The organism is Hydrogenophaga sp., from assembly GCF_051860785.1.
In the GTDB taxonomy this organism is placed as follows: domain Bacteria; phylum Pseudomonadota; class Gammaproteobacteria; order Burkholderiales; family Burkholderiaceae_C; genus Hydrogenophaga.
Window position 1 is genome coordinate 16,238 of the sequence record NZ_JBIMLB010000012.1, and the last position, 25,870, is coordinate 42,107.

Below are 25,870 nucleotides of genomic sequence, written 5' to 3' on the forward strand. Positions count from 1 at the left end.
CATGTCCAACGGCCTGAACCTCGCCCAGCTCCAAGCCGTGAACCACCTGGGCGGGCCCTGCCTGGTGCTGGCGGGCGCCGGTTCCGGCAAGACGCGGGTGATCACGCACAAGATCGGCCGGCTCATCCAGGCAGGTCTCGCGGCCGACCGCATCGCCGCCATCACCTTCACCAACAAGGCCGCCGCCGAGATGCGCGAGCGCGCGGGCCAACTGGTGGGGCGCGAGGCCAAGCGGGTGCTGATCTGCACGTTCCACGCGCTGGGTGTGCGGCTGTTGCGCGAAGACGGCTCGGTGCTTGGCCTGAAGAAGCAGTTCTCTATCCTCGACACCGACGACATCACCAGCCTGCTCAAGGATTGCGGCGGCACCACCGATGCGGCCACCGCGCGTGGCTGGCAGTGGACCATCAGCGCCTGGAAGAGCGCGGGCCTGAACGCAGCGCAGGCACTGGCGCAGGCGAAAGACGAAAACGAGCGCGTGGCCGCAACCATCATGGCGCGCTACGAGGAACGGCTCACCGCCTACCAGAGCGTGGATTTCGACGACCTGATCAGCCTGCCGCTGAAGCTGCTGAGCGAGCACGAGGACGTGCGCGCGCGCTGGCAGAAAAAGATGGGCCACGTGCTGGTGGACGAATACCAGGACACCAACGCCACGCAGTACGAATTGCTCAAGCTTCTGGTGGGCGAGCGCGCACGTTTCACCGCGGTGGGCGACGACGACCAGTCCATCTACGGCTGGCGCGGCGCCACGCTGGACAACCTGAAACGCCTGCCGCAGGACTTCCCCGAGCTCAAGGTCATCAAGCTGGAGCAGAACTACCGCTCCACCAGCGCCATCCTGCGCGCGGCCAACAACGTGATCGGCCCCAACCCCAAGCTGTTTCCCAAGACGCTGTGGAGCGACCTCGGCGAAGGCGAGCCCGTGCGCGTGGTGGACGCCGACAACGAGGACCACGAGTCCGAACGCGCGGTGGCGCGCATCCAGAGCCTGCGCTCAAACTCGCAGCACAAGGAATGGCGCGACTTCGCCATCCTCTACCGCGCCAACCACATGGCGCGCTCGTTCGAACAGTCCCTGCGCAAGGCCAACATCCCCTACAAGGTCTCGGGTGGCCAGAGCTTCTTCGACCGCGCGGAAATCCGCGATCTCTGCGCCTGGCTGCGACTGCTGGTCAACAACGACGACGACCCGGCCTTCCTGCGCTCGGCCACCACGCCCAAGCGCGGCATCGGCCACACCACGCTGCAGGCGCTGGGCAACTTCGCGACGAAGTTCAAGCTCAGCCTGTTCGAGGCCTTGTTCGCCAGCTCGCTGGGCACCGCCCTGCCCGCGCGCGCGGTGGCCACGCTGCACGAGTTCGGTCGCGCGGTGAACGACCTCGAGTACCGCGCGCGCCACACCGTGGGGCATGAGGCCGCGCGCGCCTTCCTCACGGATTGGCTCAAGGACATCGACTACGAAAAGCACCTCTACGACAGCGAAGACAACGAGAAGGTGGCGGCCGCGCGCTGGACCAACGTGATGGACTTCTGCGACTGGATGGCCGCGCGCTGCGGCGGCAAGATCGAGGACGAAGCCGGTGTGCAGGTGGAGAGCGAACGCAAGAGTCTGCTCGAGGTCGTGCAGACGATCGCGCTGTTGTCCACCCTGAGCGAGCGCGAGCAGGACCAGAACGTGGTGACGCTCTCCACGCTGCACGCATCCAAAGGCCTGGAGTGGCCGCACGTGATGCTGGTCGGTGTGAACGAAGGCCTGCTGCCGTTCAAGATGGACGAGGAGCCCGGCCAGAGCGACGCCGCCAACGAGAGCATGGCGCAACGGCTGCAGGAAGAGCGCCGCCTCATGTACGTGGGCATCACCCGCGCCCAGCGCACGCTGGCGGTGAGCTGGCTCAAGCGCCGCAAGAAGGGCCGCGAGAGCATCCCCGGGCAGGCCAGCCGCTTCATCAAGGAAATGGCGCTGGACCAGAACACCGTGAAAGAAGACCCGCGCGAGAAACTGCGCGCGCTGCGCGCGGAGTTCGCTCAACGCGCCACCGATCAAGCCGCGCAGAAGGCGGCCGACATGGCACCATGAAATACGGCGTGGCGAAACTGATTCTGGTGAGCACGCTGTCCCTTGCTGCCCTGTCGTCGGCAGCACAGCAAGCCGCCCCCTGCACAGCGCCCGCCGACTTCGCGCCGGCACAGCTCTACGGCCTGTGGACGCTCAGCCTGTGGCCTCAAGGCGGCCGGGAAGACGCGCCCACGTCCACAGGCGCGGTGCTGTTCGAACGCCACCCGGAGTACCCAGGCAGCGCGCGCGGCAGCTTGAAGCGCAGCAGCCAGGGCAACGACCGCACCGCCCGGGTCTCGGGCGACGTCACCCACGGTGAATTCAACCTCGACGAATCCGCCGACGGTGTGAGCATGGACGCGGTGTGGGAAGGCGACGTCACGCCCAGCGGCTGCGGCCAGGAGCTGCGCGGCATCCGCCGGCCGGCGCAGGGCAGCACTTCCGGTGAGCCGGCGATGAACTTCGTGCTGAGGAAATCGCCCGGCTGGCGTTGAAGCGCTAGGTGAGGTCGGTCGCCGGGGAGGTCGCCGACGGTGCAGCGTCCCACGCGTCTGCCATCAGCTCCGTCACGTGCTGGGCCACGTCGTTGTCGAAGCTCATCAGCAGATCGGGCTCCAGCATGGCCGCAGTCGACTTCAGTGCACCTGCGACCTGATTGCGTTCCTGTTCGGTCAATGTCCGCTGAAGGCGCGCTTCCAGCCCGGCCACGGCGGCATCGTGCGTGCGTGAGGCACCGAGCACGTGCCAGGCGTAGTCGATGTCGTAACGGTCCACCGCTTCGCGCAGGCTTTCGCCATCGAGGCGCGCCTCTTCGGCGAAATGCTGGAGCGTGCGGGTGCTCAGCATCCGCGCCAGCCGGGCTGGCGATTCTGCAAGGGCGGAGTGAAGCTGGGTGTCGACCATGGGATGTCCTTGGTGGGTGATGCGCCGTGACCCGGTGCAGATCGGTGGTCGGTGCGACCGCTCACGGGTGAATCGCAAGCAATGCCCGACAAAAAGAACAAAACCCATCGCGAAGGATGGGCTTTTGCGAGATGACGGTTGATCGTGTCAGCGTCGGATCAGCGGGACGCCGATCTCTGGAATCAACCCGTGCATTGTACCGGCCGCGCCTGGCGGCCTCGCTTCACGCCGCCTGCAGGATGCTGAGGTACGAAGCCACGCCCGAGCCACCCATGTTGAACACGGCACCCAGGCTGGCACCGGGCACCTGCATGCCACCGGCGGTGCCGGACAGTTGCATGGCCGCCATCACGTGTTGTGACACGCCCGTGGCGCCAATGGGATGGCCTTTGGACTTGAGGCCACCCGACGGGTTGACCGGCAGTCGGCCGTCCTTGCGCGTCACGCCGTCCAGGATGACGCGTGCGCCCTGCCCTTGCGGCGCCAGCCCCATGGCCTCGTACTCCAGCAGTTCGGCGATGGTGAAGCAGTCGTGCGTTTCCACGAACGACAGCTCGCCGAGTGACGCGCTGGCGTCGACGAGGCCGCGCTGCCACGCCATGGCCGCGCCTTCGAACTTCGTCGGGTCGCGGCGCGACATGGGCAGGAAGTCGTTCACCTGCGTGCGCGAGCGCCACCGCACGGGCGCGACGCTGGCCCCGGGCAGTGGCTCGGTGGACAGCACCAGGGCGGCCGCACCGTCGGACACCAGGGAGCAGTCGGAACGCTTGAGGGGGCCCGAGACGAAGGGGTTCTTGTCGCTCGGCGTGCGGCAGAAGTCGAAGCCGAAGTCGCGCCGCATGTGGGCGTACGGGTTGTGCATGCCGTTGCTGTGGTTCTTGGCGGCGATGGCCGCGAGCGCGTCGGACTGATCGCCATACCGCTCGAAGTACTGCGTGGCGATGCCGCCGAAGATGCCGGCGAAGCCCGCCGGGTCCGTGCCTTCCTCGCGCACGTACGAGCACTTGATCAGCGTGGCCGCGACCTCGGGTGTCTTCAGGCCATTCATCTTCTCCATGCCGATCACCAGCGTGCGCTTCATGCGGCCGGCGGCCATGGCGTCGAGCGCGGCCCAGATCGCGGCCGAGCCAGTGGCGCAGGCGTTCTCGGTGCGCATGGACGGCGTGTGCCGAAACTCGGGAATGGCCACGGCGGGCAGCGCGGCGGTGAAGTCCTGGCCCACGAAGCCGGCGTTGAAGTGGCCGACGAAGATGCCGTCGATGTCGCTCGGCTCCAGGCCCGCGCTCTCCAGCGCGGGCTGCACCGCATCGCGGATCAGTTGCTCGAGGTCGCAGTTGTCGAGCTTGCCAAAGGGCGTGTGGCCCCAGCCGGTGATGTAGGCATGGTTCGTCATGGAGTTCCTTTCTGGGAATGGGCCACGGCGGGCTCGCCATGGCGTTGCAGCAGGGTGATGCAGGTCAGGCCGCTGCAGGCCGACAGCAGGCCGGTGGTGAGCGACAGCGCGGTGGTGCTGCCGCTCTGGAACATGAAGCCCAGGGCGGTGCCGCTGACGAACGCCGCCGCGGCGAAGATGAAGCCACCCAGGGCCGAGGCCGCGCCGGCCTCCTGCGGAAACGGTGTGGCCATGCCCACGTGGCCGCACGGCTGGTAGATGCCGTAGGCCAGCAGCATGAGCCACAGCGCGCCCGTGAGCGAATACGCGTTGTGGGCCTGGAACAGCTCCGGCCCCAGGAAGGCGACGGCAGCGGCCAGGGCCAGCCAGCCAGCGCGCCGCACCGTGCCCAGGATGCCGGTGGCCGCAATCCAGCGGCGGCACAGGAAGGTGCCCAGCAGGTAGGACACCGAAGCCCCGCCGATCACCAGGCCGAAAGCCACGCGCGAGACGGCGAAGGTCTCGATGTACAGATAGGCGGAGGCGGAGAAGAAACCGAAGTTGGCCGCGTAGCCAAAGGCGTTGAGCAGGGTCCAGGATCTGAAGGTGGGATGGCGTGCGATGCGACCGTACACCGCGAACAGCGGTGCCAGGCGCAACGCATCGGGCCGCAGCACCCGCGCCGTCTCGGGCACCCTCACGGCCACCAGGGCCAGGCTGCCCAGGCCGAACACGACCATGGCCAGCAAGGTGGAGCGCCAGCCCAGTGCTTCGGTGAGGCCCGCGCCGGCCACCGGCACGAGCATGGTCATGCAGGCGAGTGCCGACATGGCCACGGTCATCACGTGGGTGCCTCTTTGCTGCTCGAACAGGTCTCGCACGAGCGCCCGCGCGCACACCATGGTGGCGGCGATGCCCAGGCCCTGCAGCACGCGCGCGGCGATCAGCAACTCGATGCCGGGCGCAAGGGCACCGATCATCGCGCCCACGGCGTACAGCGCGAAGCCGGTCAGGAAGAGGGGACGGCGGCCGAAACGGTCGGACGCCGGACCCCAGAAGAGCTGGCTCAACCCGAAGCTGAACACCACCACCGACAGGGTGAGCTGCACCACGCCGACCGGCGCGCCGTATTCGTTGCGAATGGCCGGCAGCGCGGCCAGGTACAGATCGGTGGCCAGCGGCTGGGCCATGGTGCCCAGCACCACGATCAGCACGATCAGCGCCGGCCCCATGGCCGGACGCGGCGCGGGTGCGGCGCTGGCGATCAGCGGGTGTCCCCGGTGGCCAATTGCTCGCGCAACTGTCGCTTGAGCACCTTGCCATAGCTGTTCTTGGGCAAGGCGTCCAGGAAGAGGTAGCGCTTGGGCCGCTTGAAACGTGCAATGCGGTCCAGGCAATGGGCATCCAGGGCCTGCGGCGTGACGTCTTCGCCCGGCGCGGCAACGACGAACGCCACCACCACTTCGCCCCATTCCTCGTCAACCTGTCCGACCACGCTCACCTCGGCCACGCCGGCATGGGTGAGCAGCGCTTCCTCCACCTCCCGCGGGTAGATGTTGGAACCTCCGCTGATCACCACGTCCTTGCTGCGGTCGCGCAGCGTGAGGTAGCCGCGCGCATCCAGCGAACCCATGTCGCCGGTGTGCAGCCAGCCCTCGCGCAGCGCTTCGGCGGTGCCGCTGGCGTTGTTCCAGTAACCCGACATCACCACATCACCGCGCACGATGATCTCGCCGATGTCGCACGGGGGCACGTCGTGGCCGCCCTCATCCACCACGCGCACCTCCACGCCGGTGCGGGCCGTGCCCACCGAGCCCAGAATGGCCTCGTCGCCCGAGGCGTGGTCTTCCCGCCGCACCCAGGTGATGGTCATGGGCGATTCGCCCTGGCCGTAGATCTGGACGAAGACCTGACCGAACACCGCCAGCGACTTGCGCAGTTCTTCCACGTACATCGGCCCGCCGCCATAGACGATGGTGCGCAGTTGAGCCGGCAGGTGACCGGCCGCCTGCGCGGCCTGGCGCAGGCGCTGCACCATGGTCGGGGCCAGGAAGGCACCGCAACCCGGGTGCGAGTCGCACAAGGCCAGGAACTCGGCCGGATCGAATCCCTGCGATGCCGGCACCACCTGCCGCGCGCCGCGCGCCACATAGGCCGGGATGTACAGACCGGAGCCATGCGACATGGGCGCGGCGTGGATCTGGCTGCAGGATTCGTCGATGGACTCCACGTCGGCCAGGTGGCCCAGCGTCATGCCCATCAGGTTGCGGTGCGACAGCATCGCGCCCTTGCTGCGACCGGTGGTGCCGCTGGTGTAGAACAGCCAGGCCAGCGACTGCGCATCGGTCGCGGCCACCGCCGCCAGCTCGCCCTGGAACAGCGACTCGTAGCCAGGCGTTTCGATGACGACGATCCGCTCGCGCCAGGGGCTGGGCAGTGCGGCCTGCAACCCGGGGGCCAGCGCTGGCGAAGCGAACACGACGGTAGCGTCTGCGTCCTCGACGATCTGCGCCATCTCTTTCGCGTGCAGCTTGTAGTTGAGCGGCACCACGGCGCCACCGGCCGCCCAGGTGCCGAACATCATTTCCAGGTAGGCCGGTGCGTTCTCGCTGGCGATGGCGACGCGGCTGCCCACGGGGCCGCGCGCGGCCAGCGCGCCGGCCAGGACCAATGAACGGTGCCGCAGCGCGGCCCAGGTCTGCACGCATTCGTCGCCCAGGTAGACCGCGCCACCCTCAGGCCATTGGCGAGCCGTTCGCTCCAGCAGGCTGAAGAGGTTCATGGCCGCCTCACGCTTCCAGCAGCTGGCGCTGCACCAGCCAGCTGCGGATGAGTTGCGTGGCTTCGGCCAGCAGTTCGGGCTGGCCCGCGTAATAGTGGGTGGCGCCGTGGATCTGGTGGAAGGTCTTGTCGGGGCTGGCGGCGGCCTCGAACAACATCTTCGGGTGGGCCGCCGGTGCGGCGTCGTCGGCCGTGTTCTCGATCACCAGCAACGGCACGCGCATCGTCTTCGCGCACTCCAGGCCATTGCCGCAGGTGTCGTCCAGCGACCATTGCGACAACCAGGAGCGCAGCGTGGTGAAGCGCGCCAGGCCCACCGGGCCGCTGTTCACGGTCTCGGGATTGCCCATGTAGCACCAGTGGGGCCGGCGGTCGTTCGGGTCCAGCGTGGGATCGAGAAAGCGCGGGTCGGCCAGCGTGCGGTGCACGAGGAACGGGCGCTCGACCTCGCCGGTGTTGCGCGCCTTGAGCTGCGCCAGCATGTCCTTGGCCCAGGCGGTGATGCGGCGCATGCGCGCCAGCTGGGCAGCGCGGTAGCGTTCGATGTACTCGGCGGTGTACGGCGGCTGGTTCGGGTTGCGCGGGTCGTAGATGTCGAGCTCCACATCGCGGTCGTCCGGGTTCAGCTCATCCTTGACCGATGGGTCCAGCGTCTCGGCCAGCAGGTGCGCGCGCGAGAGGTGGGCCGCCTGGTAGATCACGGCGTCGGCCGGCATCAGGTCGGCCCCTTTGAGGTTCACGGGGTCGCCAGCCGGCGTGTGGGTGATGCGGGGGTTTTCGGCATGGGACTGGTAGCTCACGGCCAGCGCACCACCACCGCTCCAGCCCACCAGCACCACCTGCCGGTAGCCCCACACGGCCTTGGCATGGCGGATGTAGGCGCCCAGGTCCAGCAGCACCTTTTCCATGATGAGCGCCGTGTCGTTGCGCTGGTAACGGCTGCCCGCGCACAACACGTGGGCACCGGTGGCGGCCATGGCGCGCGGCACCGGCAGCAATTGCAGCGTGGACGCCGGGTGCATGAACACCATCAGCGTGTCGCTGGGTCGACCATCGGCGGGCCGGAACCGGATGGCCTCCAGGTTCACGGCTCCCTGGTTGCCGGAAAAACCGTAGGTTTCGGTGAAGGCGGCTTTCTCCTCGTACTGGAGATGCACCCATTCGGATTGGACTTCGGGCGTTGGACTCATTCCCGCACTCTAAGCGAGTCGCAGCGCCGCGGCAGTCACCCGCAGGGGGACTACGGGACGAGCACCACCGAGCCCGTGCTGCGGCCCTGCTCGGCATCGGCGTGCGCCTGGGCGGCCTCGTGCAGCGGCACCTGGCGGCTCACCCGCACCTCCAGCGCGCCGCTGCGCACCAGCTGGAACAGTTCGTCGCAGGCCGCCTGGCGCGTCTCGGTGGTGTTGGCGTAGAAGCCGAAACCGGGCCGGTGCAAGGCCAGGCAACCCTTCTGGGCCAGCAGCATCAGGTTGAACGGTGGCACGTTGCCAGACGCGTTGCCGTAGTTCACCGCCGCGCCAAAAGGCCGCAGCACGTCGAAGGACGGCACGAAAGTGTCTTGCCCGACCCCATCGAACACCGCGGCCACGCCCTGAGGCGCCAGCCGCCGCACGGCGGGCACGAATTCTTCCTCGCGGTAGAGGATGGTTTGGTGGCAACCATGTTCACGTGCGAAGGCCGCCTTGGCCTCGGACCCCACGGTGCCGATGACGGTCGCGCCCAGGTGGGCACTCCACTGCGCCAGCAGGCTGCCCACGCCACTGGCGGCGGCATGGACCAGCACCACGTCGCCGCGCTGCGGCTTGAAGCAACGGTGGATCACCACGGCCGCGGTCAATCCCTTGAGCAGCAAGGCGGCGGCCTGCGCGTCGCTGATGTCGTCGGGCAGGCGCACCAGGTGCGCGGCCTTCATGTTGCGCTGCTCGGCGTAGGCGCCGGTGTCGACGAAGAACAGGCCACCGGTGCCGGCATAGGCCACGCGATCACCGGGTCGCCACCCCTGCACCTGCGAACCGACGCTCTCCACCACGCCCGCTGCCTCGTTGCCCAGGATCAGCGGAAACTCCGGACCGCTGCCCAGGTAGAAGCCGCCGTTGCGCACGTTGATGTCGGAGAAGTTCAGGCCGATGGCCGTGTGCCGCACGCGCACCTCGTCCGGCGCCGGTGGCGCCAGGTCGATGTCGATGCACTCCAGCACCTCGGGACCGCCATGGCGGTGGATCACCATCGCCTTCATGCCGCAGCCTCCACCACCAGCGGCAACCGGTCCAGCGTGCGCAAGGTGTTCACCGGCCGGTGAACGGGCGGGCCGGCCAGCGACAAGCGCTTCACCCGGCGCGCCAGTGCGCCCAGCAGGCACTCGGCCTCCAGGCGCGCGATCATCTGGCCGATGCACACATGCGCGCCCTGACCAAACGCCAGGTGCTGGCCGGCGCCCTGGCGCCGCAGGTCGAAGCGATCGGCATCGGGCCACTTGTCCGGGTCGCGGTTGGCCGATCCGATGAAGGCCGCGATCTTGGTGTCGGGCGCGAGCGCGACACCACCGAGCTCCGCGCCTTCGCGGGTGGTGCGAAACATCACCTGCACCGGGGCCTCGAAGCGGATCGCCTCATCGAACGCGCCACGCGCGAGCGCCGGATCGGATCTCAGCAACGCCCACTGGTCGGGATCCTGCGCCAGCGCGTGCAGCGCCGCGCTGATGCCACTGATGGTGGTATCCATACCGCCGCGCAGAAAGGAGCGCGTGAGATTGGCAGCGAAGCCCTTCTGCAGGAGGCCCTGGTCCTCGGCCTGGTGGATCAGTTCGCCAAAACCACCGGGCAGCATCGCCTCGCGCTTGAGGCTGTCCTCGTACCACTTCATGTAGGGCTGTGCGCGCGCTGCGGCGGCCTGGGTGAGTTCGTTGTTGGGTCCGATGGCGTTGAAGTTCATGTCACCGATGGCCTGCGCGTTCTCGCGGGGAATGTGGATGCCCACCGCCGGTGGAAACACGGAGAGCACGAAGGCTTCGGCGGCGTCGCGCGCACCATCGAACTCGCGGCTCGCCACCAGCGCATCGGCCAGTTCTTCGGCCGCCGCCTGAAACTTCTCACGCCACTGGCGCACCACCAGCGGCGAAAGGATCTTCTGCAACGCTGCGCGCACCTCGGTGTGCGCGGGCGGATCCACTTCCAGGATCACGCTGGCCGGCCGCCAGTTGCCCGGCTTGCGGATGTCGGCCATGCCGGCACCGCCTTCGTTGGTGAACCGTGCCCATTGCGAGAGCACCGTGGCCACCTCGGTGTGGCGACCGGTCGCATAGATGCCGTGGTGCGCCAGCCAGACCACCGGCCCCGCGTCTCGCAGCGCGGAGAAGAACGGGTAGGGGTCGCGCAGGACGTCGACGGAAAACGGGTCGTCGTGCACGACCGGCAACTCGGGTCTCGTGGTGGTGGTGGCGGTCATGGGGCTATCCTGCTGGGCGTTGCGCCCGAGTGTGCGCCGCTCGCGCGTTTTCGAACGTCCCCTGAGGAGGGGACTGACTCATCCGCGGCGTCGGCCGACAGTGGCGCCTGCCCTATCCACGAGGAATCTTTCCATGCCCCAGGCCACTTTCATCTGCAGCGACGGCGCGCACCGTGCCGTGGACGTCGCCATCGGCGCCAACCTCATGCGCGCCGCCACCGACAACGGCATCGAAGGCATCGTCGGCGACTGCGGCGGCTCCATGAGCTGCGCCACCTGCCACGTGTTCGTCGACGAGGCCTTCACCGCCCACCTGCCCGACATGGCATCCAACGAGGACCAGATCCTCGACTACACCGCCGCCGGACGGCAACCCAACAGCCGCCTGGCCTGCCAGATCGTGATGAACGATGCGCTCGCCGGCATCGTCGTGCGCGTTGCCGACCCTCAAATCTGAGACCCGATCCCATGACATCTTCCGCACAAGCCGCCCCCGGCTGGCTCGAACTCGAAGACAAGGTCTGCGTCGTCACGGGCGCGGCCAGCGGCATCGGCGCGGAGATCGCGCGCCAGCTCGCATCGGTCGGTGCCAGAGTCGCCGTGCTCGACCGCGACGAACCCGGCGCCATCGCCACGGCGGATGCCATCGCCGCCACCGGCGCCCGTGCCGTGGCCGTGGCCTGCGACATCGCCGACAAGGCCTCGGTGGATCGCGCCGCCGCGCAGGTGGAGCACGAGCTCGGCCGCTGCGACGTGCTGGTGAACAACGCAGCCACCATCTACGCGGCCGCGCTGATGGACATCGACCTGCAGCGCTGGAACCAGCTCATGGCGGTGAACGTGGGCGGCTTTCTGCTGTGTTCGCAGGCGTTCGGCCGGCAGATGATCGCTGCGGGGGGTGGCGGCAGCATCGTTCACATCGCGTCGATCTCGGGCCGCGTGCCGCAACCCTACAGCGGTCCCTACAGCGTGAGCAAGGCGGGCGTGAAGATGCTGTCGCAGTTGCTCGCGGTGGAGCTCGGCGAGCACGGCATCCGCAGCAACGTGGTGAGCCCCGCCATGGTTCGCACGCCCCTGACCGAGGGCATCTACCAGAACCCCGACGTGCTGCGCCGACGCGAAGAGATCGTGCCAGCGAGGCGCATCAGCGGGCCGATCGACCTGGCCGAGGTGGTGCTGTTCCTCGCCAGCGCCCGATCGGGCTACATCAATGGGCAGGACATCCTGGTCGATGGCGGCCTGTCCACCGCGTGGCTCACGCTCATTCCACGCCCCGGGTTCGAGAAGGCCGACGCGGCGCAGTCGTGAACCTGCCCACGCCCCCAGCCGTGGGGCCTCGCCCCTGGGCCATGGTTGCGCTGTTCAGCGTGCATTTCGGCAGCGCGGCCATGATGCGCGTGTGCGACCCCATGCTGCCGGCGCTGGCGCGCGACTTCGGCGTCACCACCGGGCAGGCGGCCACCACGGTGTCGAGCTACGCCATCGCCTACGGCATCCTGCAGTTCTTCTTCGGGCCTGCGGGCGACCGCTGGGGCAAGCGGCGCGTGATCGGCTTTGCCGCCCTGGCCACGCTGGTGGGCAACGGGTTGGCGCTGGTGGCGCCCTCGCTGGAAGTGCTGGTGCTCGCTCGCGTGCTCTCGGGCGCGGCGGCGGCGGGCATCATCGCGCTGGTGCTGGCCTGGGTGGGCGACACCGTGCCCTACGCCAGCCGCCAGGCGGTGCTGGCGAAATTCCTCACCGCCTCGCTCGCCGGCATGATGGCCGGCCAGTGGATCTCGGGGCTGCTGACCGAGCACGTCGGCTGGCGCGCGGTGTTCGCGTTGCTGGTGCTGCTGTTCGGCGTGGGCGGTGCGGCCATCGTGTTCGATCGCGGCCTGCGCCACGAGCCACGTGGTGCGGCCTCTTCGCGCGGCCATCTTCAGGCGTTCGCCGAAGTGCTGCGCGTGCCCTGGGCGCGCGCGATGCTGGTCTTCGTGGCGATTGAAGGTGCGCTGGCCTTCGGCGCCATCGCCTTCCTGCCCGCCTACCTGGCCGACACCTTCGGCCTCGGGCTGGCCAGCGCAGCGGCCATCGTGGCCTTGTACGGCGTGGGTGGCTTCGTGTATGCCTTCGGCGCGCGCTGGCTGGTGCCGCGCCTGGGCGAAGCGGGGCTTGCGCTGGCCGGTGGCGTGGCCCTCGGCCTGGCCTGGCTGGCCCTGTCCCTGGGCACGCATTGGTGGATGGCGCTGCCGGCAGCCACCCTGGCTGGCCTGGGCTTCTACACGCTGCACGGTGTGATGCAGACCCATGCCACGCAGATGGCGCCGGCGGTGCGAGGCACGGCCGTCTGCCTGTTCGCATCGGCGCTGTTCATCGGCATTGCCAGTGGCGTGGGTGTGGCCGGCCTGGTGGTGGACCGTGTGGGTTATCCGGCGGTCTTCGCTGCCAGCGGCATGGCGCTGGTCTTGCTGGGTGCGGCGTTCGCCGCGAGCCTGCGCCGCCGCCAGCGGTTGGCCGTGGCGGCCTGAACGCTCAGTCGCCCACGCCCAGCACCTGCCGGGGATGGCGCCCGGTCTCGAGTTCGTCGATCAGCGCGCAGGCAAAGTCCGCATCGGTGAGGGTGCTGCTGCCATCGGCGCGTTGCACCAGCTTGCCCACGGCGGTGCGGTACTGCGCGCTGCGCGGGCCCGGCGCGATCCGCGCGGCAGGCACCACGCAGGTCCAGTCCACCCCCTTGGAGGCGCGCAGTTCGTCGATGGCGGCGGCGTGCGCCACCACCTGGGGCCGCAAGGCCGCCGGAAAATCGGCCTGCTCGCCCAGGCGCTGGCCCGGGGCCACTTCCAGCACACCGGCCCCACCCACGGTGAGCACGCGCCGCACACCGGCCTGTCGCGCGGCCTCGATGGCGCAGCGGGCCACCACCGCGAGCAGGTGCAGCGTGTCTTCGGACGGCGCGCGGTAGGCGCTCACCAGCGCATCGTGGCCACGCACCGCCTGCGTGAGTGCGGCCACGTCGAAGATGTCGACCGCGCCCCGGCGCAGGGCGGTGACGGTGTGACCGCGCGCGATCGCCTCGCGTGCGATCTGGCCACCCAGGCGACCGGTGGCACCGATGAGGGCGATGCGCATCGGGTGGCGCGCGATCAGGCCGGCAGCCGGCCCAGGCCCGCGCGAATCACGGCGCCGGGTGAAGGGTCCAGCAGGTTCACCTCGGTGCGTTCAAAGAACGTGGTCCCGAATTCGCGGCGTTGCCGTGCCAGCTCGCTGCGCAGGCCCGCGTCCGACTCGATCCGGCGCCGCCCGGCGTGCCAGGTGGCGGCGTCGGGCCAGGCGTGCAGCAGCACGATCTTCTGCATGCCGCTGCCTGCGGCCATGTCGAAGACGCCCAGCACCTGCGCGCCCGCCGCCTGCAGCAAGGGCAGCCAGGTCTGCGCCAGGAAAGCGTTGGCGTCGGCATTGCGGCCCGGTGCCACCTGCTGCTGCACGAGTTCGTGCAGCCCACCCTCGACCGGCGCATCAGGCTGCGCAGCGCGCGGCCACGATGCATTGGGCTTGAGGAAGAACAGGTCGTGCCGCTCGACCATCTCGTGGCCGGCATTGGTGTCGGCGCGGATGCGCCACCAGTCGGCATCTTGATAGAAGCCGGCCCACACGGTTTCGCGGTGGGCGTAGTCGCGGTACGCGAGCAGGTAGACGAAGCGCGGCGCATCGGGGCCGGCCAGCGCGCTCCATCGGCCCACGCATTCGACGCCGTGGCGCTGGAACAGCGCGGGCAGGTGCGTATTGAAACGGTCGTGCACGTCGGCCATGCGGCCCGGGGCCACGGAGTAGAGGCGCAGTTCGTAAATCATGGGGCCCATTTTGGTGCTTTGCCCTTCGCTGTCTGTCCCTTCAAAGGGGGGCAGACGCCGCCCGGTGTGCTGCCTAAGCTGCGTTCATGAAAGCAATTGTCGCCGCGCCACAGGGCGCGCAAGTGGCCGAACTGCCCCTGCCTGTGCCCGGCCCGCACGAGATCCTTGTGCGCGTGAAAGCCGCCAGCCTCAACCGCGCCGACCTCGCCAGCCTGGCCGCGAAAGACGACAAGGTCATCGGCATGGAATGGGCGGGCGAGGTGGTGCAGGCCGGCCCCGAAGCTGGTGCGTGGCAGGTGGGCGACCGCGTCATGTGCACCGGCGCAGGCGCCTTTGCCGAGTACGCCGTCACCGACGGCGGGCGCGCCTGCCGCATCCCCGATGCCACCCTGCCCTGGGAGGAAGCCACCATCCTGCCGCTGGCGTTGCAGGCCATGCACGATGCCCTCGTCACCCAAGGCCGCGTGGCGCGCGGCGACGACGTGCTCATTCACGGCGCGAGCTCGGGCGTGGGCCTGATGGGCCTGCAGATCGCACGGCTGCTGGGCGCGCGGCGGGTCTTCGGCACCAGCACGCGCGCCGACCGGCTCGCGCAACTGAGTGCCTTCGGCGCCGATGTGGCCGTCGACGCCTCGCAGCCCGGCTGGCACGAACGCATCCTCGCGGCCACCGACGGCCAGGGCGTTCAGGTGATCGTCGACCAGGTCACCGGCAAGGATTTCGCCAGCACCTTCAAGACCGCGGCCATCGGCGCGCGGGTGGTGAACCTGGGTCGGCTGGGCGGAGCCGATGGCCAGTTCGATTTCCAGCTGCATGCCCTGCGCCGCATCAGCTACGTCGGCGTGACCTTCCGCACCCGCTCGGCGCAGGAGATCCGCGACCTCAACGCCCGCATGCTCGCCGACCTGGGCGAAGCGATTGCCGCACGCCGGCTGCGCCTGCCCATCGACAGCCGCTTCGCGCTGGCGCAGGCGGGCGAGGCGCTGGCGCACATGGCGGCCAACCGGCATTTCGGCAAGATCGTCCTCACCACGTGAACCCCAGACCCATGACCCACATCGCCATCGTCTACTACAGCAGTACCGGCACCACCTTCGAGATCGCCAGGGCCATCGAGGCCGGCGCGAAGGAGGCCGGTGCCGAAGTGCGCCTGCGAAAGGTGCGCGAACTCGCGGGCCCCGAGGCGATCGCCAGCAAGCCTGCGTGGGGCGCGCACCTGGAGGCCACGAAAGACGTGCCCGAAGCCACGCTGGCCGATCTGGAATGGGCCGATGGCTATGTCTTCGGTTCGCCCACGCGTTTCGGCCTGCCGGCCGCGCAGCTCAAGCAGTTCATCGACACCGTGGGTCCTCTGTGGGCCACGGGCAAACTGCAGGACAAGGCCGCCGCCGCCTTCACCGGCGCCGGCAACCTGCATGGCGGCCAGGAATCGACCCTGCTGGCGATGCACCACATGTTCTACCACTGGGGGTCGGTGATCGTGCCGCCGGGCTACACCGATGCCAGCGTGAAGGCCGCAGGCGGCAACCCCTATGGCACCAGCTTCACGGCCGGCGCGTCGCTGGACGCGGCCGTGCTCGCCGCGGCGCGCTACCAGGGGCAGCGCGTGGCCCGCTTCGCGGCCCTGCTGGCCGCCGCTCGCGCCTGAAAAGTCACATGCTGGCCGTGCGCGTGCTAGGCTCGCCGCCGTCATCACGGAGGACACTGGCATGCGCCCACTCGACGCGACCATGAGCGAGGACAACGGCAGCGGCGAAGACGAGGCAGGCGGCGTCCAGTCGGTGGACACCACCGTGCGCCTGCTCTCTGCGCTGGTCGACGTGGGCACGCCGTTGTCGCTCAAGGCCGTGGCCGAACGCGCCGAGATGCAGCCCCCCAAGGCCCACCGCTATCTGGTGAGCCTGTGCCGCAGCGGCCTGGCCGAGCGCGATGCCATCACCGGCGGCTACCGCCTGGGCCCACTGGCCGTGCGCATGGGCCTGGCCGCCATTCGCCACCTCAATGTGGTGCGGGAGGCGGGGCCGACGCTGGCTTCGCTGCGCGACGAACTGGGCTTCACCGCCGGACTGGCGGTCTGGGGTGCGGCGGGTCCGACCTTCGTGCGTTTCGAGGAAACCAACGATGCGCTCATCATCAGTGGGCGCCCCGGCTCGGTCATGCCCATCCTCACCTCGTCCACCGGCCGCGTGTTCGGCGCCTACCTCGCGCGCAGCCTGACCGGCGCGTTCATCGAGCGCGAACTCGCTGGCGCGCCGCACCCCGGCGCCACCCCCACCGGGGCAACCCAGCGGATGTCGATGCAGGACGTCGAGGCGCTGTTCGAGGACGTCCGCCAGCACCGCATGGCGCGCGTGCAGGGCGACCTGAATCCGGGTCTGCACGGCCTGTCCGCGCCGCTGTTTGACCACGCTGGCGCCATCGTCGGTGTCATCACCGTGATGGGATCGGCCGGCCTGATCGACACCCGCCGCGAAGGTCGCAACGCCAGCGTGCTGGCGGCCCGGGCCGAAGAGGTGTCGCGGCGCATGGGGTGGGGTCCTTGATAGACCGTCCCGCTGGTCGGATATAGGGTTAACACGGAGCACGATTCGATTACGCAGGGCGTAATCTGATTACGTCTATTGATATTCGCACAAGGTCCGCAGAGCCTTGGCGATGCGCCGCCAGCCGGCGTTCCTTCTCGCCCCACAGGAGACAACAACATGATGACGGTGATGGTTCAGGATCGGGGCTCCCCCGGCAGCGCGCAAGGCTCACTCGCTCACCTCGTGGACGCCATTGGCTGCGAAGGCTTTGGCCTCGCGCTGGCGCACTACCTGCACGGCCTGTGTGGCGCGGACCACGTCGCGGCATTCCGCCTCGGGCGCGATGAACTGCGGGAAGTGGCCGCCTGCTGCGTGCAGCCCGAACTCACGGCACGCGACCGCGTGGAGAGCTATGTGAAGCAGGGCCTGTGGAAGAACGACCCGGCCATGACCGAAGCCCAGCGCTGTGTCGATGGCGTCTCGCCCACCATCATCCACGTGGACTTCAGCGACCAGGGCTACACCGACCTGCGCCCGCGCGTCTATCCCCATGTGCGAGACCGCATCCTGTTGTGCGGCCGCAGTGCCGGCGGCGCGTTCGGCTTGAGCGTGCTGCGCGCCGACCCGCACTCCCCGTTTGGCGATGAAGGCATCCGGCGCCTGGGCGAATCGGCCGACTTGCTGGTGGCGCTGCTGGGCAAGCACGCGCAACTCTGCCAGGGCCAGCCCGACGTGGCACACGCCCTCACCGACCTGCCCGACATCGAGGCCTGCATCGTCGCGCGCAGTGCATTGCCCCGCCGCGAGGCCGAGGTCTGCGCGCGCATTCTCTATGGCCTCTCGTCCGTAGGCATCGCGCTCGATCTTTCGGTGAGCGAAGAAACGGTGAAGACCTACCGCAAGCGCGCCTACCAGCGCCTGAACATCGGCAGCGAACGCGAACTGCTCACCTGGTACCTCGCGTGCTGGAGCCGCTGGAGCGCACAGCAGTTCGACGCCTGCCTGCGCCCTGCCGTGCCGGTGGTGGCCACGGCGGCCGTGCACTGAAGTCGCGCCGTTGACCATCGGTCCCCCCTCGCGGGGACTGACCCGGCAAGCGCCGGGTGCGCAAATGAGGGGCATGCCACCGCCATGCCCATGCAACCCATCGCCATCCAGTTGATCGTCGAGGAACATCGGGCGATCGCCAACGTGCTGCACGTGCTGCAAGCGGTTGTGGACGATGCACGCCGTGGCATTGCAGCACCCGACTTCGAACGACTGCGGGCCGTGCTGGTCTATCTCGACGAGATGCCTGCACGCGTGCACCACGCCAGCGAAGGCGGGTTGCTGTTCCCCCTGATCCGCGAGCGCTGCCCGGCCCTGCGTCCGGTGCTGGCTCGCCTGGAAGCCGAGCACGAACGCGTCGAGCGGATCGTGCGCGAACTCGGCCATGCGCTGAGCGCCTGGCAGGTGATGGGCGAGGGCCGGCACGAGGCGTTCGAGTTGCTGGCACGCACCTACGTCGAGATGTACCTCGGCCACATGAAAGTGGAAGAGGGCTATGTGCTGCCGGTGGCGATGGACTACCTCGACGAAGCCGACTGGCAAAAGCTCGCCGTGGCGTTCGAACACCAGCGTGGCGAACAGGCGCAGGCGGCCTTGCGAAAGCACCGAGAGCTGTACGAGCGCATCGTCGCAAAGCCATCGGTCAACTGAGTCTCGACGCAGATTCGTCGGATGCGACGATTCGCCGTTGCGCGCTTTGCGCGATCTTCGTCTCATGAGAACAGGGCACGTTGCCCGAAGGAGACATGAAGATGCGCATGCAAGATCGGGTGGCCGTGGTCACCGGTGCGGGCAACGGCCTCGGCCGCGAACACGCCCTGTTGCTGGCTCGCGAAGGCGCGAGCGTGGTGGTCAATGATCTGGGGGGCACGGTCAATGGCGTCGGCGGCGACGGTGCCGCTGCCGACCAGGTGGTCAAGGAGATCCGTGCGGCCGGTGGCAAGGCGGTGGCCAACCACGATTCGGTCGCCACGCCAGAAGGCGCGCAGAACCTCATCGACACGGCGATCAAGCACTTCGGCCGCATCGACGCGCTGATCAACAACGCCGGCATCCTGCGCGACAAGAGTTTCGTCAAGATGGCGCTGGAGGATTTCGAGGCCGTGCTGCGCGTGCACCTGCTGGGCTCGACCTACTGCACCAAGGCGGCCTGGCCCTTGATGATCGAGCAGAAATACGGCCGCGTCGTGATGACCACGTCGGTGGCCGGCACCAGCGGCAACTTCGGCCAGGCCAACTACGGCGCGGCCAAGATGGGCCTGCTGGGCCTGATGAACGTGCTGGCCGTGGAAGGCGCGAAGGCCAACATCAAGGTCAATGCCGTGAGCCCGGGCGCCACCACCCGCATGACGCAGGGCCTGGGCGCGGTCTCCGGCGAGATCGACCTGCTCATGCAACCCGCCCACGTGGCGCCTGCGGTGGCCTACATGGCCAGCGAGGCCTGCGACTTCACCGCCAACATCATCACCGCGGCGGCTGGCGGCTTCGGCCGCGTGCAGTTCTTCGAGACCACGGGCGTGCAGTTCGATCCGCGCCAGCCCATCACGGTGGACATGTTCGCGCAGGCCGTGGAGGCCTTGACCGACCTGTCCACCGCCGCGCCTGTGGCCCCGGGCGTGCTGGGCCAGATGCCTGCGCGGCTGGCCACGGTAGGCATCCAGTTCTGACGTCGGCGCCATGATCGACGCCTACCTGTCACCAGCCGACCATGCGTTTCGCCAGGAGGTGAAGACGTTCCTGCGCGATCACCTGCCGCCGCGCCTGGCCCGCCAGCAGCGCAGCCACTCGCACCTGCCCAAGGAGGACGTGGTCGCCTGGCACCAGATCCTGCACCGGCACGGATGGGGCGCGCCGTCCTGGCCGAAGGAACACGGCGGCACGGGCTGGACGCCGGTGCAGCGCTTCATCTTCGAAGACGAATGCGCACTCGCCGATGCACCCCTGCTCTCGATGTTCGGCATCAACATGGTCGGGCCGGTCATCTACACCTTCGGCACCGAGGCGCAGAAGCGGCGTTTCCTGCCGCCCATCGTGGCCATGACGGAGCACTGGTGCCAGGGCTATTCGGAACCGGGCGCGGGCTCGGACCTGGCCGGCCTGCGCACGCGGGCCGAGGTCGATGGCGATCACTACGTGGTCAACGGCAGCAAGATCTGGACGAGCGAGGCGCACAAGGCCGACTGGCTGTTCTGCCTGGTGCGCACCGATCCGCAGGCCAAGCAGCAGCGCGGCATTTCCTTCCTGCTGATCGACATGAAGACGCCGGGCATCACCGTGCGGCCCATCGTGTCCATCGATGGCGGCCACACGCTCAACGAGGTGTTCTTCGACGGCGTTCGTGTGCCCTGCGAGAACCTGGTCGGCGAAGAGAACAAGGGCTGGACCTACGCCAAGTTTCTGCTGGGCCACGAACGCTCGGCCACGCCCGAGGTGAGCCGCACCAAGCGGCGCATGGTGCTGCTGCGCGAACTCGCGGCCACCATGCAGGTCCATGGCCGCCCGCTGGCCGAAGACCCGCACTTCGCCCTGCGCCTGGCCGGTGCCCAGGTGGAACTGGACGCGCTGGAGCTCACCAACCTGCGCCTGCTGCTGGACGACGCCTATGAAGGCGACGGCATGGCCGCGGCCAGCATGATGAAACTGCGCGGCTCCGAAGTCATGCAGCTCGTCACCGAACTCACGCTGGACGCCATGGGTCCTGCGGTCATGCCCTACGAGGGAGCCGGCGACGGCTCGAGCCAGACGCCGGGCGCACCCGACGTGGCCCTGGGCCGGGTGGAGGACTACTTCCTGCGCCGCGCGGCCACCATCTACGCGGGCTCCAGCGAGACCCAGAGAAACATCCTCGCCAAGTTGATCTTCGGCACCTGAAACCCTGCGGGAGCACGCATTTGAGACTCGCCTTCAACGACGACCAGCGGGCCCTGCGCGAAAGCGTGCAGGCCTGGCTCGGCAAGGAATACCCGCACGCCGTGTGGCGCGACGTGGCGCTGGGAGACCGCGCCGGCTCGCCCCGGTTCTGGAACCCGATGGCGCAGATGGGCTGGCTGGCCGCGCCCTTGCCGGAGCGGCACGGCGGCCTGGGCGGTGGCGTCACCGACGCCGCAGCACTGGCCGAATGCCTGGGCAGCGCGCTGGTGCTGGAGCCTTTCGTTTCTTCCGTGGTGCTGGGCGCTGGCCTCATCCAGGCCGCGGCCAGCCAGGCGCAGCAGGATGAGTGGTTGCCACAGATCGGTGAAGGCCAGTTGCGCATTGCCTTCGCGCAAGCCGAGGCCTCGTCGCGCTTCGAACTCCACGACGTGCAGACCCGCGCGCAACGCGGCACCAGTGGCTGGCGGATCAGTGGCGCCAAGGTCAGCGTGTGGGACGCACCCGATGCCGACTGGCTGCTGGTGCTGGCGCGCACCGCAGGCGGACGGTTCGACCGCGATGGCCTGGGCCTGTTCGTGGTGCCGCGCGATGCCACCGGCGTGTCGCTGCAACGTTTTCCGATGATCGACCGGCGCCCTGGCGCCCACGTGAGTTTCAACGATGCACCTGCACTGGCCGTCCTGGGTGATGCGGAAGCCGCGTTGCCCGCGGTGCAGCGCGTGACCAGCCAGGCGCTGGCGGTGCTGGCCAACGAAGCCTGTGGCGCCATGCAGGCCGCCATCGCGCAGACCGTGGCCTATCTGCAGCAGCGCAAGCAGTTCGGCCAGCCCCTGGCGGAATTCCAGGTGCTGCGCCACCGCGTGGTGGACATGCAGGTGCAGCTGGAATGCAGCCGTTCGCTGGCGCTGCACGCGGCCTTTGCCGCCGAGGCGGGCGACGCGGCGCAGGCCGCGCGGACGGCCACGGCGGCCAAGGTGCAGGCGGGGCGCGCCGGTCGGTGGATCGGCCACCAGGCGATCCAGCTCCACGGCGGCATGGGCATGACGGACGAACTCGCCATCGGCCACGTGATGAAGCGCCTGCTGATGCTCGACACCTTCCTCGGCAACGCCGACCACCACCAGCAGGCCCTGGCCCGCATGACATTGCCACACACCGCATCCGTCTGACGCACACCCTCCACCATGCTCATCATCGAACCTCCTTCCCGCCTCGCCGACCAGGTGGGACACACCATCGGCCCCGGCGACTGGCTCACCGTGGACCAGGCCATGATCGACGCGTTCGCCCACCTCACCGGCGACCGGCAGTGGATCCACGTCGACACCGAACGCGCGGCGCGCGAGATGCCGGGCGGCAAGACCATTGCCCACGGCTTCCTCGTGCTGGCACTGCTCGGTCGCCTGATGCCGCCGCTGTACGAGGTCAAGGGTGCCTCGCGCATCCTCAACTACGGCTCGGACCGGCTGCGCTTCCTGAATGTGGTCCCGGCCGGTGCGCGCGTGCGCGCCAGCATCACGTTCAAGTCGGTGGAGCCGGTGCCCGGCGGGCGCAAATGCGTCACCGAGACCAGCATCGAAGTGGAGGGCCAGTCCAAGCCCGCCCTGGTGGCCGAGTCGATCTTTCTCTACTACGACTGAGGCCCATGAGCATCCACGGCAAGGCCTGCATCGCAGGCGTCTACGAACACCCCACCCGCCTCGCCAGTGACCGCAGCCTGGTGCAGCTTCATGCCGACGTGGCCCGAGGCGCACTGGAAGACGCGGGACTGCGCATGGAAGACGTCGATGGCTTCTTCTGCGACGGTGGCGTGCCCGGCTTCGGCGCGCTCACGCTGGCCAACTACCTGGGCCTGAAGCTGCGCCACACGGACACCACCGAATCGGGCGGGTCTGCCCCCATCCTGCACGTGGGCCATGCGGCCCAGGCGATTGCGGCCGGCAAATGCCGCGTGGCGCTGATCACCTCGTGCGGCCGGCCGCGCGCCGCGGGCGTGGGCCCGGGCATGCCGGTGGACCCGGAAACACCGGACGACGAATTCGACACACCCTATGGCTGCCATCTGGCGCAGGGCTACGGCATGGTGGCGCGCCGGCACATGCACGAACACGGCACCACGTCGGAGCAACTGGCGTGGATCAAGGTGGCGGCCTCGCACCACGCCCAGCACAACCCGAACGCCATGCTGCGCAAGGTGGTGACGGTGGAGGACGTGCTGAACTCGCCTTTGGTTGCGGACCCGCTGCACCGGCTGGATTGCTGCGTCATCAGCGACGGCGGCGGCGCGATCGTGGTGGTGCATCCGGACATTGCCCGGGAACTCAAGCGCCCGGTCATCGTGGTGCGCGGCGCGGGCGAAGCGGTCAAGACGCTGAACGGCGGCCTCTTCGATCTGGCCAGCTCGGCCGGCGCGATCTCGGGCGCCACGGCGTTCGCCGAAGCGCGGCTCAAGCCCTCGGACATGCAGTACGCCTCGCTCTACGACAGCTTCACCATCACCGTGCTCATGCAACTGGAAGACCTGGGTTTCTGCGAACGCGGCGCGGGTGGCCGCTTCGTGGCCGACGGCGGGCTGATCTCCGGCATCGGCAAGCTGCCCTTCAACACCGACGGTGGCGGCCTGTGCAACAACCACCCGGGCAACCGGGGCGGCGTGACCAAGGTGATCGAGGCGGTACGCCAGGCGCGCGGCGAGGCACACCCCGCCGTGCAGGTGCCCGACTGCAGTCTCGTGATCGCGCACGGCACCGGGGGTTCGCTGGGCCAGCTGCACGAATCGGCCACGCTCATCCTGGAAAGGGTCTGACACCATGCCCACCTTCGAGACCCAGACCTACTGGGACGCCATCGACCAGCAACGCCTGCTGGTCAAGGCCTGCAAGGCCTGCGGCCAGGCGCACTACACACCGCGCGACCACTGCCCGCACTGCTTCAGCGCCGACACCCACTGGCTGCCGGCCAGCGGCCGCGCCGTGGTCTACAGCTGGTCCGTCGCCAACCGAGCCGATCCGCCCTACGTGGTGGCCTACGTGCAACTGGCCGAGGGACCGATGATGCTGACGAACATCGTTGGCTGCGAACCCGCCGACGTGCGCATCGGCCAGAGCGTGCAGGTCACCTTCCAGCCCGATGCGCAAGGTCGCACGCGGCCCTATTTCCAACCCACCGGGAAAGACGCTGTCTGATGGCCGACCTGATCGAACACATCGAGGGCGGCATCGCCACCCTGACCCTCAACCGCCCGGACAGCCTGAACGCGCTGTCGGACCCGATGATCACCGCGCTGCTCGAAGCGCTGGACCGGCTGGGCAGCGACCCCGCCGTCGGCGCCATCGTGCTGGCCGCCTCGGGCCGGGCCTTCTGCGCTGGTGGCGACGTCAAGGCCATGGGCAGCCCCGACCCGCGCAGCACCCAGCAGAAGCTGGAGTGGGTTCGCTGGGGCCACCGCGTGCCGCTGGCGCTGGCGCGTTGTCCCAAGGTGACCATCGCCAGCATCCAGGGCGCGGCCATGGGCGCAGGCCTGGGCATGGCGCTGTGCTGCGACTTCCGCATCGTTGCGCGCTCGGCGAAGTTCGGCCTGGCCTTTGTGAAGATCGGCCTGTCGACCGACTTCGGCGTGTCGTGGCAACTGCCGCGCATCGTGGGCGAAGCGCGAGCGCGCGAACTCATGCTCACCGGCGATGTCTTCGATGCCGCTGCCGCCCAGGCCATGGGCCTGACCACGCGCCTGGTGGACGACGACGCCCTGGCCACCGAGACCCAGGCCTGGGCGCACCGCTTCGCCACCGGCCCCGTGCTGGCCCAGGCCAGCATCAAGCGCAACCTGCTCGCCGCCCAGTCGCTGGGTTTCGAGCAGTTGCTGGAGTACGAGGCGACGCAGCAGATCCACGCCACGGAAACACTCGACCACAAAGAGGCCGTGCAGGCCTTCCTGCAACGGCGCCCCGCCGTGTTCCAGGGCCGTTGACCCCCCACCCGGAGACCCGCTCATGATCATTCCAGAAGGCACCCGCCTCAAGCTCGACCCTCGCGACGACCACACGCACACGCCCGAGGCCGCCAGCAACTACAACGAGAGCATGTACTTCAACGCCTTCAGTGCCGCCGAAGGCATGGGGGCCTGGATGCGCATCGGCAACCGGCCCAACGAAGGCCACGCCGAGATGACCTGCTGCGTCCACCTGCCGGATGGATCCGTGGGCTTCATGTACGGGCGACCGGCCATCGAACACAACCGCGAGATGAACGCCGGGCCATTGCGCTTCGACGTGCTGGAGCCGTTCCGGCGCTACCGGGTGCGCTACGAAGGCGAACTGCTGTTGATGAAGAACCCGCTGGAGATGAGCAACCCCGGCGCCGCATTCAAGTCCAATCCCAAGCGCACGGCGCTCATCGAACTGGAACTCAGCGGCGTGTCGCCGGTTCACGGCGGCGAGATCGTCACGCTCGACGGACAGCCCATCGTGCTGGACCCGAAGCATTCCGTGTTCCGTGGCCACGTCGAGCAACATCTCTCGGCGCAGGGTCACATCACCGTGGACGGCATGCGCCACCCGATCGAGAGCGGCACCGCCTACCGCGACAAGTCCTGGGGTCCGCGCCACTGGCACAACTTCTACTGGTACCGCTGGCTGCCGGTGACCTTCGGCCCGGACTTCTCGGTCCTGCTGTCCATCATGGGCCGCGAGGGGCAGGAGCCGTTCATCCTCGGTCATGTGTGCGAGAAGGGCGGTGCGTTGCAACCCATTCGCAACGTGAGGATGACCACCGATTGGGACGACGCCTTCATGCACCGCGCCTTCACGGTGAGCTTCGACACCGACGTCCGCTCCTTCACGCTGACGGGCAAGGTGCGGTCGCTGATTCCCCTGCGCCACAAACCGGTGGCCGGCGCCGACCCCGACAGCTACACCCGCATCACCGAGGCCATGACCGAGTACCACTGCGACGGTCGCACCACGCTGGGCATGTCCGAGTTCTGCGACGTGATGACGGGCGGCGTGCCGCTGTCGCACCGCCTGGGCTGGAGCTGACC

At 68.8% G+C, this 25,870-nt stretch carries 27 protein-coding genes; 18 read left to right on the top strand and 9 right to left on the bottom strand.

Annotated elements, in window-relative coordinates:
* Position 1: 1 nt before the first annotated feature.
* Together ACTIF6_RS16015 and ACTIF6_RS16020 are read left to right on the top strand one after the other, a co-directional pair.
* Positions 2–2,080, top strand: coding sequence for an ATP-dependent helicase (locus ACTIF6_RS16015; protein ID WP_439588922.1), 2,079 nt, complete (start codon positions 2–4; stop codon positions 2,078–2,080).
* Positions 2,081–2,088: 8 nt separating this feature from the next.
* On the top strand, positions 2,089–2,553 hold the full coding sequence (locus ACTIF6_RS16020; protein WP_439588923.1) for a hypothetical protein: 465 nt from the start codon (positions 2,089–2,091) through the stop codon (positions 2,551–2,553).
* 4 nt (positions 2,554–2,557) lie between these two features.
* On the opposite strand, the gene ACTIF6_RS16025 is transcribed toward ACTIF6_RS16020, so the two are convergent.
* The 7 genes from ACTIF6_RS16025 to ACTIF6_RS16055 form a co-directional block, all read right to left on the bottom strand.
* Positions 2,558–2,962: a hypothetical protein gene (locus ACTIF6_RS16025; protein ID WP_439588924.1), complete on the bottom strand. Its 405-nt coding sequence runs from the start codon at positions 2,960–2,962 to the stop codon at positions 2,558–2,560.
* A 223-nt stretch (positions 2,963–3,185) separates the two neighbouring features.
* Positions 3,186–4,355 (bottom strand): acetyl-CoA acetyltransferase, encoded by a 1,170-nt coding sequence (locus ACTIF6_RS16030; RefSeq protein WP_439588925.1) that lies wholly within the window; start codon positions 4,353–4,355, stop codon positions 3,186–3,188.
* Positions 4,352–5,566 carry an MFS transporter gene (locus ACTIF6_RS16035; protein WP_439588926.1) on the bottom strand — a complete coding sequence of 405 codons (1,215 nt, stop codon included), beginning with the start codon at positions 5,564–5,566 and terminating at the stop codon, positions 4,352–4,354. Before ACTIF6_RS16035 ends, ACTIF6_RS16030 begins: the two co-directional genes overlap by 4 nt.
* Positions 5,567–5,598: 32 nt before the next feature.
* Entirely contained in the window at positions 5,599–7,116 is a 1,518-nt protein-coding gene (locus tag ACTIF6_RS16040) for an AMP-binding protein (RefSeq protein WP_439588927.1), read from the bottom strand.
* A gap of 7 nt (positions 7,117–7,123) precedes the next feature.
* Positions 7,124–8,305: an alpha/beta hydrolase gene (locus tag ACTIF6_RS16045; RefSeq protein WP_439588928.1), complete on the bottom strand. Its 1,182-nt coding sequence runs from the start codon at positions 8,303–8,305 to the stop codon at positions 7,124–7,126.
* Positions 8,306–8,355: 50 nt separating this feature from the next.
* A complete protein-coding gene (locus ACTIF6_RS16050; RefSeq protein WP_439588929.1) occupies positions 8,356–9,354 on the bottom strand; it encodes a quinone oxidoreductase family protein in 999 nt (332 codons plus the stop codon).
* Complete coding sequence (locus ACTIF6_RS16055) at positions 9,351–10,562, bottom strand: cytochrome P450 (protein WP_439588930.1); 1,212 nt, start codon at positions 10,560–10,562, stop codon at positions 9,351–9,353. Before ACTIF6_RS16055 ends, ACTIF6_RS16050 begins: the two co-directional genes overlap by 4 nt.
* Before the next feature lie 133 nt (positions 10,563–10,695).
* Between ACTIF6_RS16055 and ACTIF6_RS16060 the strand changes: the two genes are divergently transcribed.
* From ACTIF6_RS16060 to ACTIF6_RS16070, 3 genes are read left to right on the top strand one after another with little or no spacing between them, the layout of a single operon-like run.
* On the top strand, positions 10,696–11,019 hold the full coding sequence (locus ACTIF6_RS16060; protein WP_439588931.1) for a 2Fe-2S iron-sulfur cluster-binding protein: 324 nt from the start codon (positions 10,696–10,698) through the stop codon (positions 11,017–11,019).
* A gap of 11 nt (positions 11,020–11,030) precedes the next feature.
* Complete coding sequence (locus ACTIF6_RS16065) at positions 11,031–11,870, top strand: SDR family NAD(P)-dependent oxidoreductase (RefSeq protein WP_439588932.1); 840 nt, start codon at positions 11,031–11,033, stop codon at positions 11,868–11,870.
* On the top strand, positions 11,867–13,069 hold the full coding sequence (locus tag ACTIF6_RS16070) for an MFS transporter (RefSeq protein ID WP_439588933.1): 1,203 nt from the start codon (positions 11,867–11,869) through the stop codon (positions 13,067–13,069). The genes ACTIF6_RS16065 and ACTIF6_RS16070 overlap by 4 nt, the downstream gene beginning before the upstream one ends.
* A gap of 4 nt (positions 13,070–13,073) precedes the next feature.
* Here ACTIF6_RS16070 and ACTIF6_RS16075 read toward each other — a convergent pair whose 3' ends face one another.
* On the bottom strand, positions 13,074–13,670 hold the full coding sequence (locus ACTIF6_RS16075) for an NAD(P)-dependent oxidoreductase (RefSeq protein ID WP_439588934.1): 597 nt from the start codon (positions 13,668–13,670) through the stop codon (positions 13,074–13,076).
* A gap of 14 nt (positions 13,671–13,684) precedes the next feature.
* Positions 13,685–14,392, bottom strand: a complete 708-nt coding sequence (locus ACTIF6_RS16080; RefSeq protein WP_439588935.1) for an NIPSNAP family protein — start codon at positions 14,390–14,392, stop codon at positions 13,685–13,687.
* Positions 14,393–14,478: 86 nt separating this feature from the next.
* On the opposite strand from ACTIF6_RS16080, the gene ACTIF6_RS16085 reads away from it, so the two are divergent.
* From ACTIF6_RS16085 to ACTIF6_RS16145, 13 genes are all read left to right on the top strand, one after another.
* Positions 14,479–15,429 (top strand): quinone oxidoreductase family protein, encoded by a 951-nt coding sequence (locus ACTIF6_RS16085; RefSeq protein WP_439588936.1) that lies wholly within the window; start codon positions 14,479–14,481, stop codon positions 15,427–15,429.
* An 11-nt stretch (positions 15,430–15,440) separates the two neighbouring features.
* Positions 15,441–16,040, top strand: a complete 600-nt coding sequence (gene wrbA, locus ACTIF6_RS16090) for an NAD(P)H:quinone oxidoreductase (protein ID WP_439588937.1) — start codon at positions 15,441–15,443, stop codon at positions 16,038–16,040.
* A 61-nt stretch (positions 16,041–16,101) separates the two neighbouring features.
* Positions 16,102–16,935, top strand: coding sequence for an IclR family transcriptional regulator (locus ACTIF6_RS16095; protein ID WP_439588938.1), 834 nt, complete (start codon positions 16,102–16,104; stop codon positions 16,933–16,935).
* A 159-nt stretch (positions 16,936–17,094) separates the two neighbouring features.
* Positions 17,095–17,964, top strand: coding sequence for a response regulator transcription factor (locus tag ACTIF6_RS16100; protein WP_439588939.1), 870 nt, complete (start codon positions 17,095–17,097; stop codon positions 17,962–17,964).
* An 84-nt stretch (positions 17,965–18,048) separates the two neighbouring features.
* Positions 18,049–18,615, top strand: a complete 567-nt coding sequence (locus ACTIF6_RS16105) for a hemerythrin domain-containing protein (protein ID WP_439588940.1) — start codon at positions 18,049–18,051, stop codon at positions 18,613–18,615.
* A gap of 101 nt (positions 18,616–18,716) precedes the next feature.
* A complete protein-coding gene (locus tag ACTIF6_RS16110) occupies positions 18,717–19,631 on the top strand; it encodes an SDR family NAD(P)-dependent oxidoreductase (protein ID WP_439588941.1) in 915 nt (304 codons plus the stop codon).
* Positions 19,632–19,644: 13 nt separating this feature from the next.
* Positions 19,645–20,835 (top strand): acyl-CoA dehydrogenase family protein, encoded by a 1,191-nt coding sequence (locus tag ACTIF6_RS16115; RefSeq protein WP_439589073.1) that lies wholly within the window; start codon positions 19,645–19,647, stop codon positions 20,833–20,835.
* Positions 20,836–20,855: 20 nt separating this feature from the next.
* Positions 20,856–22,004 carry an acyl-CoA dehydrogenase family protein gene (locus ACTIF6_RS16120; protein ID WP_439588942.1) on the top strand — a complete coding sequence of 383 codons (1,149 nt, stop codon included), beginning with the start codon at positions 20,856–20,858 and terminating at the stop codon, positions 22,002–22,004.
* Positions 22,005–22,019: 15 nt separating this feature from the next.
* Positions 22,020–22,475 (top strand): MaoC family dehydratase, encoded by a 456-nt coding sequence (locus tag ACTIF6_RS16125; RefSeq protein WP_439588943.1) that lies wholly within the window; start codon positions 22,020–22,022, stop codon positions 22,473–22,475.
* Positions 22,476–22,480: 5 nt separating this feature from the next.
* On the top strand, positions 22,481–23,641 hold the full coding sequence (locus ACTIF6_RS16130) for a thiolase domain-containing protein (RefSeq protein ID WP_439588944.1): 1,161 nt from the start codon (positions 22,481–22,483) through the stop codon (positions 23,639–23,641).
* 4 nt (positions 23,642–23,645) lie between these two features.
* Complete coding sequence (locus ACTIF6_RS16135) at positions 23,646–24,020, top strand: Zn-ribbon domain-containing OB-fold protein (RefSeq protein ID WP_439588945.1); 375 nt, start codon at positions 23,646–23,648, stop codon at positions 24,018–24,020.
* On the top strand, positions 24,020–24,802 hold the full coding sequence (locus ACTIF6_RS16140) for an enoyl-CoA hydratase/isomerase family protein (protein ID WP_439588946.1): 783 nt from the start codon (positions 24,020–24,022) through the stop codon (positions 24,800–24,802). The genes ACTIF6_RS16135 and ACTIF6_RS16140 overlap by 1 nt, the downstream gene beginning before the upstream one ends.
* Before the next feature lie 22 nt (positions 24,803–24,824).
* Entirely contained in the window at positions 24,825–25,868 is a 1,044-nt protein-coding gene (locus ACTIF6_RS16145) for a DUF7064 domain-containing protein (protein WP_439588947.1), read from the top strand.
* The last annotated feature ends 2 nt before the right edge of the window (positions 25,869–25,870 follow it).

What these genes read in the sequence shown, in the direction of transcription:
- ACTIF6_RS16015 (WP_439588922.1), top strand. Translation starts at nt 2, where the DNA reads ATGTCCAACGGCCTGAACCTCGCCCAGCTCCAAGCCGTGAACCACCTG.
- ACTIF6_RS16025 (WP_439588924.1), bottom strand. Translation starts at nt 2,962, where the DNA reads ATGGTCGACACCCAGCTTCACTCCGCCCTTGCAGAATCGCCAGCCCGG.
- ACTIF6_RS16030 (WP_439588925.1), bottom strand. Translation starts at nt 4,355, where the DNA reads ATGACGAACCATGCCTACATCACCGGCTGGGGCCACACGCCCTTTGGC.
- ACTIF6_RS16035 (WP_439588926.1), bottom strand. Translation starts at nt 5,566, where the DNA reads ATGGGGCCGGCGCTGATCGTGCTGATCGTGGTGCTGGGCACCATGGCC.
- ACTIF6_RS16040 (WP_439588927.1), bottom strand. Translation starts at nt 7,116, where the DNA reads ATGAACCTCTTCAGCCTGCTGGAGCGAACGGCTCGCCAATGGCCTGAG.
- ACTIF6_RS16045 (WP_439588928.1), bottom strand. Translation starts at nt 8,305, where the DNA reads ATGAGTCCAACGCCCGAAGTCCAATCCGAATGGGTGCATCTCCAGTAC.
- ACTIF6_RS16050 (WP_439588929.1), bottom strand. Translation starts at nt 9,354, where the DNA reads ATGAAGGCGATGGTGATCCACCGCCATGGCGGTCCCGAGGTGCTGGAG.
- ACTIF6_RS16055 (WP_439588930.1), bottom strand. Translation starts at nt 10,562, where the DNA reads ATGACCGCCACCACCACCACGAGACCCGAGTTGCCGGTCGTGCACGAC.
- ACTIF6_RS16060 (WP_439588931.1), top strand. Translation starts at nt 10,696, where the DNA reads ATGCCCCAGGCCACTTTCATCTGCAGCGACGGCGCGCACCGTGCCGTG.
- ACTIF6_RS16065 (WP_439588932.1), top strand. Translation starts at nt 11,031, where the DNA reads ATGACATCTTCCGCACAAGCCGCCCCCGGCTGGCTCGAACTCGAAGAC.
- ACTIF6_RS16075 (WP_439588934.1), bottom strand. Translation starts at nt 13,670, where the DNA reads ATGCGCATCGCCCTCATCGGTGCCACCGGTCGCCTGGGTGGCCAGATC.
- ACTIF6_RS16080 (WP_439588935.1), bottom strand. Translation starts at nt 14,392, where the DNA reads ATGATTTACGAACTGCGCCTCTACTCCGTGGCCCCGGGCCGCATGGCC.
- ACTIF6_RS16085 (WP_439588936.1), top strand. Translation starts at nt 14,479, where the DNA reads ATGAAAGCAATTGTCGCCGCGCCACAGGGCGCGCAAGTGGCCGAACTG.
- wrbA (WP_439588937.1), top strand. Translation starts at nt 15,441, where the DNA reads ATGACCCACATCGCCATCGTCTACTACAGCAGTACCGGCACCACCTTC.
- ACTIF6_RS16095 (WP_439588938.1), top strand. Translation starts at nt 16,102, where the DNA reads ATGCGCCCACTCGACGCGACCATGAGCGAGGACAACGGCAGCGGCGAA.
- ACTIF6_RS16100 (WP_439588939.1), top strand. Translation starts at nt 17,095, where the DNA reads ATGATGACGGTGATGGTTCAGGATCGGGGCTCCCCCGGCAGCGCGCAA.
- ACTIF6_RS16105 (WP_439588940.1), top strand. Translation starts at nt 18,049, where the DNA reads ATGCCCATGCAACCCATCGCCATCCAGTTGATCGTCGAGGAACATCGG.
- ACTIF6_RS16110 (WP_439588941.1), top strand. Translation starts at nt 18,717, where the DNA reads ATGCGCATGCAAGATCGGGTGGCCGTGGTCACCGGTGCGGGCAACGGC.
- ACTIF6_RS16125 (WP_439588943.1), top strand. Translation starts at nt 22,020, where the DNA reads ATGCTCATCATCGAACCTCCTTCCCGCCTCGCCGACCAGGTGGGACAC.
- ACTIF6_RS16130 (WP_439588944.1), top strand. Translation starts at nt 22,481, where the DNA reads ATGAGCATCCACGGCAAGGCCTGCATCGCAGGCGTCTACGAACACCCC.
- ACTIF6_RS16135 (WP_439588945.1), top strand. Translation starts at nt 23,646, where the DNA reads ATGCCCACCTTCGAGACCCAGACCTACTGGGACGCCATCGACCAGCAA.
- ACTIF6_RS16140 (WP_439588946.1), top strand. Translation starts at nt 24,020, where the DNA reads ATGGCCGACCTGATCGAACACATCGAGGGCGGCATCGCCACCCTGACC.
- ACTIF6_RS16145 (WP_439588947.1), top strand. Translation starts at nt 24,825, where the DNA reads ATGATCATTCCAGAAGGCACCCGCCTCAAGCTCGACCCTCGCGACGAC.